Annotated in this window: 16 protein-coding genes; all 16 read right to left on the reverse strand. The window is 32.8% G+C overall.

Annotation, left to right across the window (positions count from 1 at the left end; all coding sequences use genetic code 11):
* The coding region (locus tag H529_RS0108440) for an ATP-binding protein (RefSeq protein ID WP_022856074.1) at positions 1-1,238 on the reverse strand (1,238 nt) is incomplete at its 3' end.
* 101 nt (positions 1,239-1,339) lie between these two features.
* Positions 1,340-2,137, reverse strand: a complete 798-nt coding sequence (gene cas5, locus H529_RS0108445) for a CRISPR-associated protein Cas5 (RefSeq protein WP_022856075.1) — start codon at positions 2,135-2,137, stop codon at positions 1,340-1,342.
* Positions 2,138-2,148: 11 nt separating this feature from the next.
* The gene (locus tag H529_RS0108450) at positions 2,149-3,108 is read right to left on the reverse strand and encodes a DevR family CRISPR-associated autoregulator (protein WP_022856076.1); all 960 of its coding nucleotides are present in this window, start codon (positions 3,106-3,108) and stop codon (positions 2,149-2,151) included.
* A gap of 1 nt (position 3,109) precedes the next feature.
* The gene (gene csa5, locus H529_RS0108455; RefSeq protein ID WP_028843151.1) at positions 3,110-4,483 is read right to left on the reverse strand and encodes a type I-A CRISPR-associated protein Csa5; all 1,374 of its coding nucleotides are present in this window, start codon (positions 4,481-4,483) and stop codon (positions 3,110-3,112) included.
* 3 nt (positions 4,484-4,486) lie between these two features.
* Complete coding sequence (cmr6, locus tag H529_RS0108460) at positions 4,487-5,269, reverse strand: type III-B CRISPR module RAMP protein Cmr6 (RefSeq protein WP_028843152.1); 783 nt, start codon at positions 5,267-5,269, stop codon at positions 4,487-4,489.
* A 5-nt stretch (positions 5,270-5,274) separates the two neighbouring features.
* Entirely contained in the window at positions 5,275-5,688 is a 414-nt protein-coding gene (gene cmr5, locus H529_RS0108465; protein ID WP_028843153.1) for a type III-B CRISPR module-associated protein Cmr5, read from the reverse strand.
* Positions 5,689-5,690: 2 nt separating this feature from the next.
* Positions 5,691-6,710, reverse strand: a complete 1,020-nt coding sequence (cmr4, locus tag H529_RS0108470) for a type III-B CRISPR module RAMP protein Cmr4 (RefSeq protein WP_022856077.1) — start codon at positions 6,708-6,710, stop codon at positions 5,691-5,693.
* A 2-nt stretch (positions 6,711-6,712) separates the two neighbouring features.
* On the reverse strand, positions 6,713-7,546 hold the full coding sequence (locus tag H529_RS0108475) for a putative CRISPR-associated protein (RefSeq protein WP_022856078.1): 834 nt from the start codon (positions 7,544-7,546) through the stop codon (positions 6,713-6,715).
* On the reverse strand, positions 7,543-8,769 hold the full coding sequence (locus H529_RS0108480; RefSeq protein ID WP_022856079.1) for a hypothetical protein: 1,227 nt from the start codon (positions 8,767-8,769) through the stop codon (positions 7,543-7,545). The genes H529_RS0108475 and H529_RS0108480 overlap by 4 nt, the downstream gene beginning before the upstream one ends.
* On the reverse strand, positions 8,766-9,890 hold the full coding sequence (cmr3, locus tag H529_RS0108485; RefSeq protein WP_022856080.1) for a type III-B CRISPR module-associated protein Cmr3: 1,125 nt from the start codon (positions 9,888-9,890) through the stop codon (positions 8,766-8,768). The genes H529_RS0108480 and cmr3 overlap by 4 nt, the downstream gene beginning before the upstream one ends.
* Position 9,891: 1 nt before the next feature.
* Positions 9,892-12,660 (reverse strand): type III-B CRISPR-associated protein Cas10/Cmr2, encoded by a 2,769-nt coding sequence (cas10, locus tag H529_RS0108490; protein ID WP_022856081.1) that lies wholly within the window; start codon positions 12,658-12,660, stop codon positions 9,892-9,894.
* A complete protein-coding gene (locus H529_RS0108495) occupies positions 12,653-13,045 on the reverse strand; it encodes an HI0074 family nucleotidyltransferase substrate-binding subunit (protein ID WP_022856082.1) in 393 nt (130 codons plus the stop codon). The genes cas10 and H529_RS0108495 overlap by 8 nt, the downstream gene beginning before the upstream one ends.
* The gene (gene cmr1, locus H529_RS0108500; protein ID WP_022856083.1) at positions 13,029-14,336 is read right to left on the reverse strand and encodes a type III-B CRISPR module RAMP protein Cmr1; all 1,308 of its coding nucleotides are present in this window, start codon (positions 14,334-14,336) and stop codon (positions 13,029-13,031) included. The genes H529_RS0108495 and cmr1 overlap by 17 nt, the downstream gene beginning before the upstream one ends.
* Before the next feature lies 1 nt (position 14,337).
* Positions 14,338-15,063: a hypothetical protein gene (locus H529_RS0108505; RefSeq protein ID WP_022856084.1), complete on the reverse strand. Its 726-nt coding sequence runs from the start codon at positions 15,061-15,063 to the stop codon at positions 14,338-14,340.
* Complete coding sequence (cas3, locus tag H529_RS0108510) at positions 15,044-16,690, reverse strand: CRISPR-associated helicase Cas3' (protein WP_022856085.1); 1,647 nt, start codon at positions 16,688-16,690, stop codon at positions 15,044-15,046. Before cas3 ends, H529_RS0108505 begins: the two co-directional genes overlap by 20 nt.
* Positions 16,691-16,775: 85 nt before the next feature.
* A partial coding sequence (gene cas6 / locus H529_RS0108515; RefSeq protein ID WP_022856086.1) for a CRISPR-associated endoribonuclease Cas6 occupies positions 16,776-17,255 on the reverse strand: 480 nt, incomplete at its 5' end.

Here is a 17,255-nt window from a genome sequence, read left to right on the forward strand (position 1 = left end):
AAACAATCAGTCAGTAGTTTGTAATAAGGTACCACATAAAGCTTGGTACTATTGGAACAAAGGATGCTTTCAAGTTCAAGGTTTACAATAAAAGCTTTCTTTGGTTTATACCTTTCTATAAAGCTTCTCATCCCTCTCGTTACTTCTGGTTTGGCAAGTCTTATGTACTTCACTTCTACAGGAATAACCTCATTTCCTATTTCTACGACAAAGTCTACCTCACTTTTATCCTTTGTTCTCCAGAAATAAATTTTGGCAAAGTTCTGTCTTGCTTTTTCTTTAAGCAAATTAAAGATAAAGTTTTCAAAAACAAATCCAGCATCCTGTAAAACTCCAAAACTTCCTACCGCAAAATTTCTTAGCCCAAGATCATAAAAATAAAAAATTGGCGTCTTACTGATTTCTTTACGAACATTTCGGAAAAACGGAGAAACCCTTTCAATAATAAATGTTTTTTCCAAATACCAGAGATAATCTTTAAGTGTTTTAACTGAAATTCCAACGGTATTGGAAATTTCTGAAAGATTTATAAGCTGTCCAATTTGTGAAGCCAAAATCTTAACTAAATTACTAAAAGCTGAAGTCTTCTGAACCCTCAGAAGATAAGAAATATCACGCTCGATGTAACTCTGAAAAATTTCATTAAGGATGACCAGTTTTTCACGTTTGGTCTCTTCTAAGATGACACGAGGGTAACCACCAAAAATAAGATACTCCTCTAACAGTTCCTCAACTTTGGTCTTTTCCGTTTCAAAAAAATCTAATAGTCTATCTTCATACCGATAGCTGGTTTTATGATTGATAAATTCTTCAAAGGTTACAGTAGAAAGCTCAAAGATTCGCTTTCTACCAACCAGAGACTCCTGAATCCTTTCCTTTAACTCTACGCTCCCTGAACCTGAAACAATAAATTTATAGGGCAAGTTCATGTCGTAAATTCCTTTTAAGAAAAGCCCAGCATCCTCTTTTCGCTGTATCTCGTCAATAAAAACAAAACCACCTTGCTTCCCCAATTCAAGCTCTATCTTCTTTATCAGCTTGCTCTGAGAAGTAAAAAATTCTTTGTCATACTCAATATCAAGATTGAAAAAAAGCGTTTTCTTGCCTTCTCTTTCTAAAAATTCCTTGAGCATTAACATTAGCGTAGTCTTACCCGCCTGCCTTGGCCCTACGATAAAAGTAATCTCCCTTTTATTCAGATGCCCTTTTATTTCTTCTAACAATTTTCTTTTAATCATAGTTTTATTTTAGCACGAGAATTTTAAAAACATAGTTTAAAAATTCTCGTATTAAAATTTAAAAAAACCCTGTATTTAATGTCACCTGTAGCTTAAAATTTTTAATTCTTTTTCCTTTTCTTTATCTTAGCTTTTGGTTCTTCTATTTTTAATTGGCTTTTTAAGACATATCCTATGTCTTGAATTTTAAACACTTCTTTTGGACTTTCTGAATTTTTCTTAACAATCTGAATAGTTACGGAGGTAGGAAATAGGATTCTTTCTTTTTCTTCTATGGGAACAAGATAAAGAGTGAGAGGAAAATTCCTCTCAGAGGGTTTACACCTTTCATGCATAAGATAAAGAAGCCCTTTTCCTTCACTAATTTTTACATCATTGGAAAAAGGGAAAGGATAATGAGTGACGATACTTTCTAAATCATCTATTTTTTCAACCTCCTTTATCATGTCTTCAGGTTTACTCTCTAAGCTTATAACCGATTCACTATCTCCACAAGTAAGCGGAGAAGTTATCAAAGCTTCTACAAGCTCATTTATTAAGGCCTCATCTTTAAAAATTCCGGCAATTTCTAAGGTCTTTGTAAAAGCAAACTGTCTTCCCAGAGCATTAGTAAATTTAGCACCTATACGATCTTCCCATTTAGTAATGGCAGAGGTTGTATAACTCTTGATAAGGCAGGGTGTAAGGAGCCTTGAGCCAGCCCAAATTATATTTTCTTCCACTAAATTAAGATAAGCTACAGGATTTCTATCATTCCTGTAGCGCTGAAGAGCATTAGCAAACATCCCGATTACCGCGGATGGTGGTAACACAGGATACGTTAAAGCTGATTGCCAGGTAAAAGGAATTCTAATGGAATAAAGAGAATTTAATCTTACTTTAAAAGCTATGGCTTTCATGTTAAAAACTCTTATTCCCCAGCTTTACTCAGAAGCTCATCAAAAATTTCGGAAATTTTTTCTTTTTTAATCACTCCTTCTGGGGTTTCTTGCCCCCAGTAAAGAAACTTAGCATGTTGGGGGAAAAGTCCTACAGTTTTGGAAAGATAATCGCTATACATTGGTGAAACAGGGAATGGCAAAGGTCCAACCTCTGAATAGGCAACGAGAACCTCAATCTGGTTCATATGAGGTATGGCATGAGAGAGCGAGGCACCCATTTGACCTGAAATCAAATAACGATACGCTTCTATGGCAACCTTAATTCTATTTTTACGATCGTTATTATTGATAACATAAGGATTTGAACTACCAAGGTTCAACTCAACAAGCCCGATTCTATCTACATCAAGAGCTGACACAAAGGCATAAATACCTGAAGCATACGATTTGTTGAAAATCATTTGAGCTGCTTGCTCGCCCTCTCCTCTTTCTCTAATTTGTGACACCCTTGTATGTATAACTTGGGTTGAGGTAGTCTCTGGACCTAAAACAGGCATAAGCCATGAAAACATTGCCCGAGAAGTTCTTCTTGCAGATATACCTCTATCACTTTCACCTTCAGCTTCCCTTGCTATAAGATAACCGTGAACATCGCAAATAACGCAAGATAAAATTGCATCCTCTTCAGGTTTTGCAATTTGTTTCAAGTTGCCATTTTTAATTTCAGCTGGTCTTATAGGTTCTCCTACTTTACATCCAGCACATAGTGGAACTGAAGTATATAACCCATTTAATATCAAATGCCTCATTCCTTCATAATGCCAATGCTTGAGCATTCTTCCAGAAACCGCTGGAGCCTCCCTTCGCGTACCATTCTCATCCAGAAATTCCATAACCCTTATATCGGTTACATTTCCCGCTACTGTTTCATTGTTAAGGTCATGAACGTTAAGCTGTACTTTTACTGCCAAAGTTACAAACTTAAGCATTTTACACCTCCTCTATATTTTCTGCAGTTTGCTCAACTTTGGATGGAAATGAAAAAGCAAGTATAACAAGAGCTGTTTTTGTAGCTTCAAAATTTTCATTAGCAAGTCTGAATACTTCTTTTATTTCATCTTCTGTTGGTAAATGAATTTTTTCTTTTTGTTCAAGTCTTAACCTTCCCTCTCTAAGCATTCTGGCTATCGTCTCCTCAAAATCCCTTGAGTCCTTTCTTGCATTTCTTATGTCATCAGCATATCCATATTTTCTCTCTCTGATGAAATATCTCAAAGTCCTTGCAAGACTTGCTAACGCAGGATTTTCAATTATATCCTGTCTAATCATCCCTACCTCCCTTAAAAGATATTTTGCTGTTTGTGGATATAGAAGATTAACGAACTTGTCAGATGATGTTTCTTGAACATAAAGACGAGCAAATTTTGTTATCGAATCTTTTTTATAATAAATAACATTATTTAACTCCGTAAGAGCTGAAAAAGCATTATTCCGCAGCATTACATCAATACTTGCTATATTAAACGGATTATCTCTTAGAAAGTTTAAATACTTTTCAATAGAAAGCAAATAAATCCCATCCACATGATAACCTTGTTGACGGCTTAATACTGCAACGAACAAATCAAATCCTTCAAGAATATCTGCAGAAGACGGAATCCTTGAAAGAAAGAACAAAGGAATAAGTACTTGGGGAATTTCTTGCCCAAACCATTCTTTTCTTATCTGATGCTGAATAGAAAAAATCTCCTGCAATTTTAAACCGCTAACTTCATTATTTGGTATAGGAGTTATAATAACCTCTTTATCGGCAATATTGAATATAAAAGAAGCATACCACATACCAAGAAGGGCTAATAAAGCACAAGTCTTGCAGATTTCTCTTGGATCTGTTGGTCTTCTTGGTACTCCTTGATAATAGGTAATATCAAGACCATCTCTTTTACATAAAACACCAGTTGTGGCAGCGGCAGTAAATCCAATGACATTGCTTACTTTAATTTTTTCTTTGTGTCTACAAAAATTTTCTGATTTTTTGTGTTCAGCAATTTCTATAATATGCGTATATATACTTAAATCAAAAGTTTCGTTTTTGCTCACTTTTATTGTATCAGCTGTTCTTCCTGTTATTCCTGGAGTTGAACGGGGAATAAAATCAGAACTCAAAACTCTTGCTGAAATTTTATGAAAAGTATCATTGAGTTTTGGGATATTTCCATCTATTAAAACCAAATAAAATCCTTTTTCAGGAATTATTTTTACTCTATTTATCCCAAACGCCTCAATCCCGACCCTCGCAAGTCCATAAGCTATTTTAACTTCTAAATCCGGAAATCCTGTTGCAGGAGTGTAAAGGGTTAGCATGGGTTACCCTTCAAAAATTCCATATCCAAGTGACGTTTTTGCTCCAATACCATAACTTTTTAAAGCTTCCTTTAAATACTTTTCTGCATTGTTAAGTAAATTTTTATCTCTACTTGCAAGATAAAAATTAAATTTTGTCTTTTCTACTGTCAAAAAATAAATCGGAACCGGTGTTTGCCAATCTGCTGGAGGCTGCTCTCCAGAGTAGTACTTTGGATAATGAGGATTCATTATATCAAGCTTTAGTTTTATTTCATCAACAGGATAAGCATCAAAAAATATTACTTCACCTTGTTTTTCCTGTGTTCCAAAAATTTTCTGGAAATCATTATCTTGTTCAGCTTTTTTCTCATCATTTTCAAATTTGGTTAAAATAACCCAGTGTCTTGTTACTCCTTTTACTGCACATCCTGGAATATAAGGTATTCCGTAAATATGATGCAAAGTCATTGAAGTTTCTTGTGGATGAGATGCACCAAGACCAATTACCATACGCCAGGATAATGTTAAATTATCAATCTTCTTAACTTCATATCCCAGTTCTTTAACCCCTTGTATTGACCTTTCAAGTCTTTTAGTTAAATTTTTTATAAATTCTCTATCCCAATTAAACTTTTCTATTTTTTCGTTTATTCTAATTTTAATTTGTCCTTTTTCTATAAAAATATTTGGAAGTCGATAAATTAGAGCAAAATTGTAATTTTTAAATTCATTTTGTTCTATTTTTCTTGGTAAAAGATTTTTGGTATCACAAGGTATATATTGATTAGAAATATTTATACTCATTCTTCTTACTCCTCAATCATTCCTTCAGCAAACCTTTTTAGCCAGTTTAAAAATGCAAGCGTTTCCTGGGCTATATATCTGTAATCAGAAGAATTACAAGAAATTACCCATTCTACTAAATCTGTTTTGTCATGAGGCATTTTTATTCTTGATGTGCTTTCGCTTTTCATATACTCGGTAAGTTGTTTGTAGATTAAATCGTATGCATTACCTTCTTCTGATTTAGCCTTTACAAATGCAAGAGTTTGTCCAAGTCCGTTTGAAAGTATCATCTGAGGAACTTTGCGAGTATACGATCTATATTCCTTTTTTCTTTTTTTATCAGTTGCAAATTGTTCAATTGCTTCTTTAACACATTTATAAGCAAACTCTGCTCTTCCTTTTTCAAGTTTATTTATTAAAGTTTCTTTGTTTTCCATCCTTAGTCCTCCCATTTTTTAATCCTTACAATACCCTTTCCAAGAGTTTGATTACCCCCTAACTGGATAATATCTGGCAACCCCAATTTGAAAAATTCCATTACCTCTTCTGCTTCTTCGTCAGAGGTCCTGCCCTTAAATGGTCCTTTGTCTTCATCTTTTCCAACTCTTACCGCTGTTGTCATTGCGATTGTATAAAGAACCGTATCCTGCGGAAGATACTCTTCCTGCCACGGACCTTCCTCTACTGTTCCACTTTCTGAAGATATTTTTACTCTTGTGATTACTTCTGTTGAAGTAGTAACGAATTGTTCAAAATCGTCATCTGAAAGAATTACCAAGTCCTTTTTTAACTTTTCCTTCCAGAAATCATAAGCGGGATCCTTAGGAAAAATAATCTCTGAAAGTTCCTGAGCTATTTTAGTTGTCTCTTCGCTTTCTCTTACCTCAAAAGTAAATTCTTCAAGAACAACTTTACCAGAAACTAAAATGTTTGACTGTTTAGGGATGGTATTCTTAATATTTGCAAGATTACAATCTTTAAAAACTTCCCTTTTCCCTATAAATTCCATATCTTCTATAAATCTTACTAAAACCATCGGAGAGGTAATCCAAGCAAATACTCCTTTAAGAGATTTTACCGGAAAAAGTAATATTTTAGCATCAGTAAATGCAATTGAACCTGCGTGAGTTTCCCCCTTTTCTGGACCGAAAACAAAAGAAATATATTTATCATAATTTGTTAATTTTTCCTTCCAAACTTCTTCAATTTCTTTGTATTTATCTTTCAATTTACTGGTAATTTCACTATCAATCAGTTTTCTTTTTCCACTATCATCTTCTGCTATCAATCCTTCAAATATCTCCCTTACACATCCTTTAATTCCTGATCCTTCAATTTTAGGGAATTTAGTATGTCTTTCTCTCTGTATAGGAAGGTCAACAATCCCAAGCTCTGAGCCACTTCCTGCGTGGAGAGGAGTTTCAACTATTAAAAATAAAGGTAAAAACTTTCGGAACATTTTTACACCTCCTCCTTTCTAAGCTTTAAGTATAAAAGCCCTTTATTTGTAATTTTTACCCTGTAAAGCTTTCCAAATTCATCTTTTTCTCTTTCAATAAGTCCATAATGTTCTAACCTTTCCATTTCTTCTGCAAAATTATCAGCTAATTTCTCGTATTCTTTACCACTTTTTGGGATTTTGTCTTGTAATATTTCAAGAAGTTCAATCTCTTTTCCTTTGGGAAGATAAAATAACGGAGGAAAAACTATTAAGTCATCAAACTCTTCGTGAATATAATAAACATTGCAAAAAGACATAAAGCCAGCAAGAGCATTCGCTATAACATGCGCCTTAAATCCTCCTGTGGGATTAAAATAAACTTCATATCCCTCTTCTTTTTTCTTTGAGGCAAGCTTTATTAAATGATCTAACATCTCAGATATCCCCTGAACGAAACTCCTAACTTTATCTTCTTCGAAATAGGTAGTTAAAAAATATCCAGGGACTTCTTTAGATGTGTAAACAGTAAAACCATTTTCTATCATGTATTTTTCAAGAATTCTTATACAAATCTCATTAACTGGGGTTTTGGTTCCGGTGAAATAAACCTCTATTTGACTACTTTTATAATTTTCTATCATTCTTAAAAAAGAATTAAGTTCTGCTGAATTTTTCTTGGGATTGGATTTAACAAATTCATAAAGCTCGTTCATTAATTTTGGATTATCTAGAAAATTTTTCCAAAAAACATTATCTGAAAGTCTGGCTGTTTTTACTTCCTGGGAAGATAAATTACTCCTTTGAAAATTCGTAATTATAGTGGTTCCCACATTAATGATATGAAACTCTTTCATAATCTAACCTCCTCCTTTTTAATTCTACGAACCTTGTAATTATCAAAATCTGTTATTTTGGAAATTTGTTGTTTAAAAGTGCATACATATTCATTTTCTACATTATGAACATCTTGACCAATTGCAACAAGTCCTATGTAAATTCTAAAATCTAAGCTTCCGTATCTTGTTTTGAAATCTTCCTTTTTATAAAGAATTCTCACCTGAAGATTTTCTTCTTTATGCTTGAATGTTTTAAAACCTGGTGGAGGGGAAACGTTAGCTAATTTATGATCTAAATCAGGGTCATTTGGATTGCTCTTCAATCTCCTAAAAAGTTCTAAAACTGATTTCTCAAAAATTTGTTTAATTCTATCATCTTTTCCATTCATATAATCCTCAGCTATTTTAAAGATTTTAATTAGATAAAAAGAAGACTTATACTTTTCCCAAAGAATTATACCAAGTGGATTTAAAGTGATTAAATTTCCAGATTTTTCAAGCAAACTTTCTACCTCTTCTTTAAGAACTAAACCAGAAGGAATTTCATCTATTTCTTTGACCTCTAAATCAAAAAAGAAATTTTCGTTTTTTTGAAAAACTTCCCAGTTTATACTTATAGGAATATAAGGAATTTTTATTAAAACATCGGTATCCTCAAAAATATAATAAATTGGACATTTATGAACTTGTGCTAAAATTGTCAAGTAAGGGATAAGTGCTTTATATCCCGCTGTAATATTAAAAATAACATTTTCCCAATATCCTTGCACTATATTATCAATTTTATTAATCAAATTTACTAATCCCTCTTTAAATTTATCGTAGTTTTTTACCTGTAAGTTTTTAATACAAGCTCCTTCTTTCTCTTGTGGATAGATTTTTAAACTACTTATCTGAGAAAATTTATCCCAATTATCCTTTATTACTTCAAAAGCCAGATTGCTTAAAATAGTGTCTGTTGTCAAAAAGTGAATTTCAATTTCTTTTTTAAAGATCTCATATATTTTTGTGATACTTTTTATTTCAGCGGAGACATTAATAATTTCATCTTCGTTGGTCAAGCTATTGATCCAATTAGTTAGCTGACGCTTAATGTAGTTTATACGATTTAGTTCACTGCTATAATCATTAAAATTTTTATCTTCTAAATCCTCTAAATAATCCTTGAAAGTATTGTCTCTTTTTTCTTTCAGATAGTTTTTAAAAATTGAAGTTCCGATAAAAGTTATCACTTTACTCATAACTTTACCTCCCCCAAAATTGCCAAGCCAAAACCTTCTTTGAAATACTTGATATCTTTAAAATCATCAGAAATGTTTTTTAGGTGAAAAACTTCTTTTATTTCTGAAGGATTAACAAAATTTAAAATTTTAAAATAATATACACTACCTGCTGGAACAGCTTTTCTCATTGGTTTAGGTTTATTGTTTACAATATCCCAACCACCGATAGATATCGGTTTCCCGACTGCACAGGCAACGAGTTTAAGTTTTATTCCATTGAATTCTCCTTCAAAATTACTATTTATCCATCCTGGATACCATCCATTTTTAAACACGGAAGGAGTAGCCAAGTAAATCTTAAAATAACCATTACTAAACTGAAAGTCTAAATCTCTAATTTCTTTTAGCAGGTCATCAGGAATAAGTTCAAAGCTCACCGCCTTTCCTTCACCGCCAAGTTGCATAACCCCACTCTTCGGGAAAATAAATCCATCAACACCGTCTATCTCAACCAATATGGAAACATCTTTATTTAATCTTATAAGTGGAATCCTGTAAAGAAAGTCTTCTTCAGAAGAGAATGTTTCTCTGCTCCTTTTAATTCCAATTTTTGGTTCTATTTCAAAAAATTCTTTTGATTCTAAGAGTGAGAATTCGTTCTTTCTTGCTTTTAAGTAATCAATGAAATCATCGTAATTGAGCCAACCTTTCGCTTCATCTACTTGCTCATTACTTTGCCAAAGGAGTATATTTTCGAGATCGTAGTCAGAAATAAAAAGACAACTCTTATTTTTAAATTGTAATAGATATAAATTTTCTTTTTCTTTTTTCTTCACCAAGTCTTTAGGTGAAGGAAAATAAAGCTTGCCATTTTTCAGTAAAAAAACTCCTTTTAGGCTCAAAGTTCCGTATTCAATCTTACTGTCCTTTACACAACCTACATAATCTTTTAGTCTGTGATTACTTGATTTGAAATCTTCTAATTTTCCAAAATTAAAGATTAAAAAACTCCTTATCGCTCCATAAATAGTTGATGGCAAAGGTGGGAAAACAGTTTCTGCCCATGTGTCGGCACCAATAGAAAAAGGTCTTCCAGTTCTGAAAAATAATGTATCAAAAGGTTTAATCTTTATAAACATTTTAATCCCCCGGTTTTGCCATAAATCTTGCAAATTCAAGAAGGGCTATAAACTGATCAACATTTGCCCCAATACCCGAGTTAAAAAAAATAAATGATATATCTTCAAAAAGATTATTAATTGCAGTCTTTTTTTTATCTTTATTTGCATTTTCAATGGATCTTGCAAGAACTCTTTTAAGTTCTGCTTCAAAAATACCCTGTGAAAGGGTAAATCTTCCTTCTTTGTCTTTTATCTCATTCAAAGTTTTAGATAACTTATAAGGAAAAGTTTTTGAAAGTCTTGGCTTACTTTCGTGCCTAAAATAATCACTTACCTTTTTTATTTTTTCCAGTATATCTTCATTATCTACTATCCATTTACAGGCGAACTTGATTGTCTGACCAGAACGCTTCATTAGTGATACAGCAAAGGCATCCTTTCCTTCTAAATTTTTTGCTTTTTTCTCAGTATCTCTTACATTATCAATTACGATTTTAAGAGGTGCTTTATAGTGAGCAATCACAACTCCCATTGAAGCTGAAGCTTTTGGACCCATTGTTAAAAAATATCTTCCATCTTTTTCAACATCTTTTTCAACAAAGCCTGTATCATTGCTCCAATCAACTTCTATCTTTCCGTCTACAACCTTTATATGTCCTGAAAAGGCGGCTCTTAATTTTCTCATCACATCAAACAGGTCCTTCAAATTTACAAAAGCAAGAACATCATCACCCCCTGAATAAACAAGTTTTCCAAGATGTTCCTCTTCTACTATATTTCTTACAAATTCAAGAGAATAATTTCTTAAAGCATGGGAAATGGAAGCATGAATGGCAGGAGTAAGAATTTTTTTGTTGTTAGTAAATTTTTTTAATTGATTTTTAAATTCACCGGGCAATTTTTTCCATATCTCTGTATTGTAAGCATTCTCAAGGGACGGCAATCTCTCACCGCTTAACCACTCTCCCATAAAATCTCCGTCAAGCATTAAGATTGCATAATATGGACTTGGACTGCCAATTTTATTTGTTATTATTTTTAATTTTTTCTTGAGTTCGTTGAGTTGCTCCTCGCCTGGTGTTATACCGAATTGTTCTTCAAATTCTTTAACCCTTAAATTTTCCTCATAAAACCAGTATCCTTCAAGATTTTCTATGTTTGAATTTTGTTCCTTTAATTTTGGAATAAATGAAACTTTAACCTGTTTGAAATTTTCCTCTCCAACTATATCTTGAAAAGTTTTAACATATTCTTTAAATTCAGATTTTGCATCTTTTAAGGCTTTTTCCTTAAAATCAGAGCAAGATATCTCTGCTGTTGATGGAAATGAAAAATCTTTAAATTTATCACTAAACTTGTTTACTAAGTATTTATCAAGCGCTCTTTTTGTAAAGCAAATAATACATAACCCTTCAGTAGAAGAAATATACTTTCCATATTTCTCTACATCTAAATATACCTTGCATTTTATCTTTTCGGTCTCCTTTTTCTCGTCCTCTCTTTTCTTTCCACATATAACAGCTTCACGCTCACCACAAAGATGGCATTTTTTATCATATTCCTCAATTTGCTCAAAATTTCTCAAATTTTTCCTTGCACCCATTGATTTTTCAAGGGTGGAATAGGCCAGTTTATATTGAAAGCCTATATTCGGTGGAAATTCAGCATTTAGTGAGATGAAGTTTTCAAGGTCGTGCCATTTTTTTATCTCATGCTCTGCAAAGAATTCTTTTAAATCTTTTACTTTTAAATCATTTGAACCTATTTTAAAAGGAATAGCAGTCCAGTAGATTTCAGGAAAATTTTTGGTTTGTTTTTCAGAAATATTCTTGATTTCATTCTCGCTATATAATTTAAATTCGTCAAGCACTTGCTTAATCATGTCCATCCATGCTTCTTTAACTTTATTTTCTATCGTCTGTGCAAACTCTTTAATTTCATTTACATTTGTGATTGGGATCATGGCTACAAATCTATTAGGGATGGTTGGCTGGTCTATCCAATATTCAGTTGAGTTTTTTATTTCAACATTTTTCTTTTTTAAAAACCAATCCATTAATGGTTGTTTATATAAGTCTGGATAAATAATATTTGTTGGTCCATACTTTTCCACTACAACTTCAATTGCCTTAAAAGTTAGATATGAAAGAATAAAACTTCCCATAAATAGATCTCGGGTTTTCCTTGCCTGAGAAATAAAGCTTTGCACAGGTCCTATAGAAAAAAGAAACAAGGAATTATCCTGATACAATTGATTGTTTTGTTTATCCTTAAAAGCCTTGATAGCAGAAGCAATTTTTAGATGTTCCCAAATAGAATGGTCAGGCATTCTTGTATCAGCTGGCAAAACAGGTATATATTTGCCAATGGGTAAATCTTTAAATTTATCAAACATCTCTTCCATTAAATTTCGCCAAAGATAAAGAAACTTGTCTTTATCATCCTGAGGTAAAGCAGTTTTGATATTTTCAAAGACTGTTTTTACCTCACTTAAAATTTTCTTCTTATCAAAATCAGGTAGACATATCTTTCCCTCTGAAAAAGGATGCCTGATTTCAGTGCACTCTTGATAAAAATGTTCTTTCCTTAATCCGTATTTTTCTGATTTTGGTAAAAAGCTTCTTTCCATACAAGAGGCAATCTCATCCGGTCCATTCATTTCATCTACGCCTGAAACATCAATAATTTCAGCATATTCCTTTGCTCTTTGAATATGTGATGGAATCTCAAAACATTTATCAATTGGGTCGTGCAGAAAAGCTTTGAGTTTATCGGTGAAATTACTCATATACCTCTCTCCTTACCTTGTCATAAAGTTTTTTAAATTCACCTACAAAATCACTTTTTATTTTTTCAAATATTTCTCTTGATTGTTCTGATGTGTATGTATGAACAAGAAGATTTCTATAATCTATCAGAGCAAGCCAGATTTCTAGATCCTCAATTATATTGTTTTGATATGCTTGTTTAAAACACTCCCTTGGATTATTACAAATAATTCCAAGATGAGCAAGATATTCTTTTATTAGTTTCCAAGTTAATTCATAACAAAGCTCAAACCTTTTTATAGCTCCATCAATTTCTAAATCACTTCGAGCAGATTTTACAGCTTCCTTTAAATTCATATAAGCTTTTTCAAAATCTTCAAAGAGAATTTTAAGTCTCTCGGTCATATAAAATGACTCCCTCTCTGTTGATTTTTTCTCTTAACCTATTATTTGCTACTTCTAATTTTACTATGTCTAAGTTTTCAATAATCTCCAAGTCTGAAACATTTCCTTCTATAGCTATGTCAATGTCCGATTTCTTATGAAAATCGCCCCTTGCTTTTGAACCAAAGAGAATAATTTTTTTTGCTCCCTTTTCCTTTAGTTGCTCTATAATTTTTATTAATTTTTGAGGTTTACAAAGTATAATCTCTTTTCCTGTATTTTTTAGTTCTTTCCAGAATAGGTCTACTAATGAATAGTCTGGTTTAGAAGTCTTATTTTCAAATTTCAGCACTACACCATCAGGAAGAAATTCCCCTGAAAGCCTCAACACCATCCAATAATATTTCTCATTAAACCTTATTATTTTGAAAATTAATGGACTTGCACGACGAGTTGTATCATTAGTAGCTATCAGTTTTTTATTATTTCTATGTAACACAGGTAATCCAAATGAACCCAATTCAAAAATTTTATTTCGGTAATTTTCTCTGAATTTTTTATACACTACACCAATTTCATTCAAAGCTTCATACCAAGTGTTAAATGATTTTTTTGATAAGATCATCCTTGCAAAGCTTAAATTACTATAAGCATAGCAAAAGTCTTTAGTTTCTCCTGTTATACTTTTTATAGCATTTAGATTTTCCTTAATCCAAGTTTCTAAGTCTTTTCCTTTGGGTATAAAATTAATTCCAAAGGTTTCACCTTCTACCTGATTAACAACTATGCATCCACATCCTCTTCTTGCTCTTGTTCCAAACCCTCCTAAGTATATGGAAAGCCATAAAGAGGCCAAAGCATAACCATATGCTTCTTTATCAAAGGATGAGATTGTGATGTGAAAAGGAAAGCCATGTTTTATATAGGCTCTATGCCTACCCGGTAAGACTGTGGAATACAAAAGATAACCTATACCTGCATGACTTCCAGATAAAGTATTATTCTGCCGATCAAAAATCCAATGAAAGTTATAATCATCTTTTAAATTTTGTCCTGTATAATTTTTCAAAGTATTTAAGTCATAAATAAGTCTTATCCTAATTTTACTCCTTCCTTCTCCTATCCCAGTTCCACCAAAAATTTCAGCTTCTTCCTTCTTCAATTTCTCAATATTATTCTCTGCCTTCATTGTCCTCCACCAAAAACGCATCATTCCTTTAAACTCCGAAGGTCTTGGCTCAACGCTATTTCTATCTGCCCCAGCCATAAACATCGGAGTTATCACTTCACATTTAAATTCTACCTTGTGCATATCAATTCCTCCTGCAAACGACGTTTTCCACATATTTTGCTATCCTTCCCACCATCAGCCAGCCACCATAATAATCATGGTCACCACTTCTTTGATATTCTTTCCTCTCTACCGCAGCAGAGATATCGCAAAGTTTTAAAATATGATGAGTCAAAGTGGCTTGAAGCCTTCTTTTGTGTTGCTCAAGTAGGTCACAGCCTTTTGCCCAAACCCTTAAACCTCTTGCCATATCTTTTAAATCGTTAACAGTAAGTCCCCTTGCCTCATCTGGAAAGTATTTCCTATCTAACTCATCTACACCTTTATGCCAGTCAACATTTTCATCATCACCAACAATTCCATCCAATATTGCCTGAACATCTGGTCTTTCTATGTTATCTCCAAGAAGACCCCGGTCTGTGTGGTGTATCACAACAGCAAAACTTAGTGGCTCTCTTATTCCATCTGGTAAAGTCTTCCATAAATAAGCTGCACCAATTGGAGCATGGGAAGGCAATTTTTTATTAGTTCCCACATTTTCCTGCCATTTTCTTGTGAGTTTGCCAAGATCATGAAATCTTATCATCTTCAAGAAATATTCTTGTAGCTCATCCTTTGGAAAAGGGCTGTTCAGTACTCTTTTTATTGTGCAATAAAAAATCGGAAATAAAATTTCAAACTTTTCCTCACACCTTAAAATATGCTTTAAATAGTCCTCATCAGGTGCACTAAATAAAGATGCTCTCATCAGGTGTTACCCCTTTTTGTTTATTATAATAATTGCTTTCAAGTACATAATATCCAAATGGTGAAATATCATTTATTTCCTTTAAATTCCACTCCTTTTTATCGCAATCATAACTTAGCATAAGCTTTAAAATGCCTTTCTCTAACAACCACCGTCCTACTCCAATATCCACATTTATAGAATTTTCTCGTATATTTGTCTTTCTAATGGCATCTTTTATTCTGTCCTCTTTTTTCTTTCCTTTCCCACTTGAAAAATCAACGACTACAAGTGTAATTGCTTTGCCATCCCTTAACTGAATATTCCTTGGCTCTGTATCTGCATACAAAACGCATTCATAAAGATCTATTAACGTGTCTGCAGCCTCATAATCATTTGCTTTGTAGTCAAGGGTGAAATCAACAAAGTTACACACTTGGTTAAAATCCTTTATGTCAAAATCAGGATTATTCTTAAGCCACTCCCAAGTTTTTTCTAAGCATTTCTTCTCATAAGGCAAGTAACCTTTATTTTCTTCCTCCACTGGAAATATGTACATCTCGCCTTTCTGCCCATTATATCTTGCACATCTTCCAGACCTTTGAACCAGAGAATCAGCTGGTGCAAGCTCTGTAAGCAAAAGCTCTGCTGAAAAATCAATCCCTGCTTCAAGAACCTGTGTTGAGACAACAATGCCAGTGCCTTCCGGAATTATAATTCCTCTGTTTTCTTTGTGTGGAATTAATGAGAATGCTTTACCTTCGTGCTCTATTCTGTCTGCTTTTGTAAATCTTGAGTGTAACAAAACAATCTGCTCATCGTTTAATTCAAGCCTTGACCTGATCTTTTCATAAACCTTTTGTGTCCTTTTTACCTGATTTAATACAATTAATGTCCTTTTGGTCTTTATTTTTTCTAAGAGCTCATCAGAAAGATTTATATCTTCGTTTGAAATTAAAGGATCATCATGCAACTTAATGTCAATTTTAGAAGAAAAAGAAATATCTGCAAAAATCTTCTGTTCTTCAGTAACCTTAATCCTTTCAAAAAGGCTCTCTTCAAGAGTTTTAGGCATGGTTGCTGTCATAACCACAAAAGGAATGTTGCTTCTATAAAGTATTTCCATTAAAGCCCTCATGATGGAAAACGTAAACCCATCTCTGTACATATGTGCTTCATCAAACACCACCATAGAAGAAGCTATAGAGCCAGCAGGTACATCAATATGATATCCTACCTGTCTACTTGCTCTTGCAAAACCATAAAGAAACTGGTCAAGAGTTGTAACTATAATATCAGCAATAAAAAACGGTGAATCAGGGATGTCACCGTGCTGAATTTCAACAGATATGTTTGGAGAAATTCTCTCTGCGTATTTTTTTATCCTTTGCGCAATACCGTTGACAAGTACTCTCATAGGTAGCACATAAATTAACCTTGGTGCAATGATAAAATCATTATTGATAAACTGAGCTAAAAATGGGGCAATTACTGCCTCAGTTTTGCCACTACCTGTGGGAGCTCTAACCAATAGGGGATTTTTACCTTGTAAAATTAAATCCCAGATCCTCTCTTGAAATTCGTAAGGTTCGTCTATTTGAAAGTATTTTTTATAAAAATCTCTAACATTTAGACTTATATTTTGCATTTTTTGTTAAAGTCCCTTTTCATTAATATTTATTTTCTATTTAATTTATAACAGCTTTTTAATCCTATTTCTGACATGATAATTTTTATTTTTCTAAAATCTCCCACATCCCAAACCCTTGAGAATTCTTTGCACCAAGACCTGCTTCGTAAGAAAATTTTATAAGCTCTAGATCTCCTTTTAACTTAAACTTTCCCATCCAGCCTTTTATTATAAAACCTTTGTAACTCACTAACTTTTCGTTTTTGCTACTTATCCCTAAAGGCTCTATGTGAAATTCTTCAGAATGAGGTATCCTTTTGTAAAAAGCTTTGTATTTCTTAAATAAGTTTTCTTTAACAAGTTGAGAAAATTCTTTTTCCTTAGGATGATAATAATAAGTCTTCTTCTTACCATCAGGACTCAACAATGTACTATAAACAGTGAGAGGAGAAAGCATCTTAACTGTCACTTCTCTTTTTATGACAGGAGAAGCTACAACCTCAACACTTTCAACAAAGATATTATTTTCTAAAATCTTAATTTCAGGAGTTTTTAAAAGATTTAATACTAAACTTTCAATCAT

Origin of the sequence: Thermodesulfobacterium thermophilum DSM 1276, assembly GCF_000421605.1 — a bacterium.
GTDB lineage: Bacteria > Desulfobacterota > Thermodesulfobacteria > Thermodesulfobacteriales > Thermodesulfobacteriaceae > Thermodesulfobacterium > Thermodesulfobacterium thermophilum.

Bases quoted from the DNA above. Each gene is read 5' to 3' on its own strand.
- H529_RS0108495 (WP_022856082.1), bottom strand. From the start codon at position 13,045: ATGACCGAGAGACTTAAAATTCTCTTTGAAGATTTTGAAAAAGCTTAT.
- H529_RS0108475 (WP_022856078.1), bottom strand. From the start codon at position 7,546: ATGAAAGAGTTTCATATCATTAATGTGGGAACCACTATAATTACGAAT.
- cas10 (WP_022856081.1), bottom strand. From the start codon at position 12,660: ATGAGTAATTTCACCGATAAACTCAAAGCTTTTCTGCACGACCCAATT.
- H529_RS0108480 (WP_022856079.1), bottom strand. From the start codon at position 8,769: ATGAGTAAAGTGATAACTTTTATCGGAACTTCAATTTTTAAAAACTAT.
- cmr6 (WP_028843152.1), bottom strand. From the start codon at position 5,269: ATGAGTATAAATATTTCTAATCAATATATACCTTGTGATACCAAAAAT.
- cmr1 (WP_022856083.1), bottom strand. From the start codon at position 14,336: ATGCACAAGGTAGAATTTAAATGTGAAGTGATAACTCCGATGTTTATG.
- cas5 (WP_022856075.1), bottom strand. From the start codon at position 2,137: ATGAAAGCCATAGCTTTTAAAGTAAGATTAAATTCTCTTTATTCCATT.
- cmr5 (WP_028843153.1), bottom strand. From the start codon at position 5,688: ATGGAAAACAAAGAAACTTTAATAAATAAACTTGAAAAAGGAAGAGCA.
- H529_RS0108505 (WP_022856084.1), bottom strand. From the start codon at position 15,063: ATGAGAGCATCTTTATTTAGTGCACCTGATGAGGACTATTTAAAGCAT.
- cas3 (WP_022856085.1), bottom strand. From the start codon at position 16,690: ATGCAAAATATAAGTCTAAATGTTAGAGATTTTTATAAAAAATACTTT.
- H529_RS0108450 (WP_022856076.1), bottom strand. From the start codon at position 3,108: ATGCTTAAGTTTGTAACTTTGGCAGTAAAAGTACAGCTTAACGTTCAT.
- csa5 (WP_028843151.1), bottom strand. From the start codon at position 4,483: ATGCTAACCCTTTACACTCCTGCAACAGGATTTCCGGATTTAGAAGTT.
- cmr4 (WP_022856077.1), bottom strand. From the start codon at position 6,710: ATGTTCCGAAAGTTTTTACCTTTATTTTTAATAGTTGAAACTCCTCTC.
- cmr3 (WP_022856080.1), bottom strand. From the start codon at position 9,890: ATGTTTATAAAGATTAAACCTTTTGATACATTATTTTTCAGAACTGGA.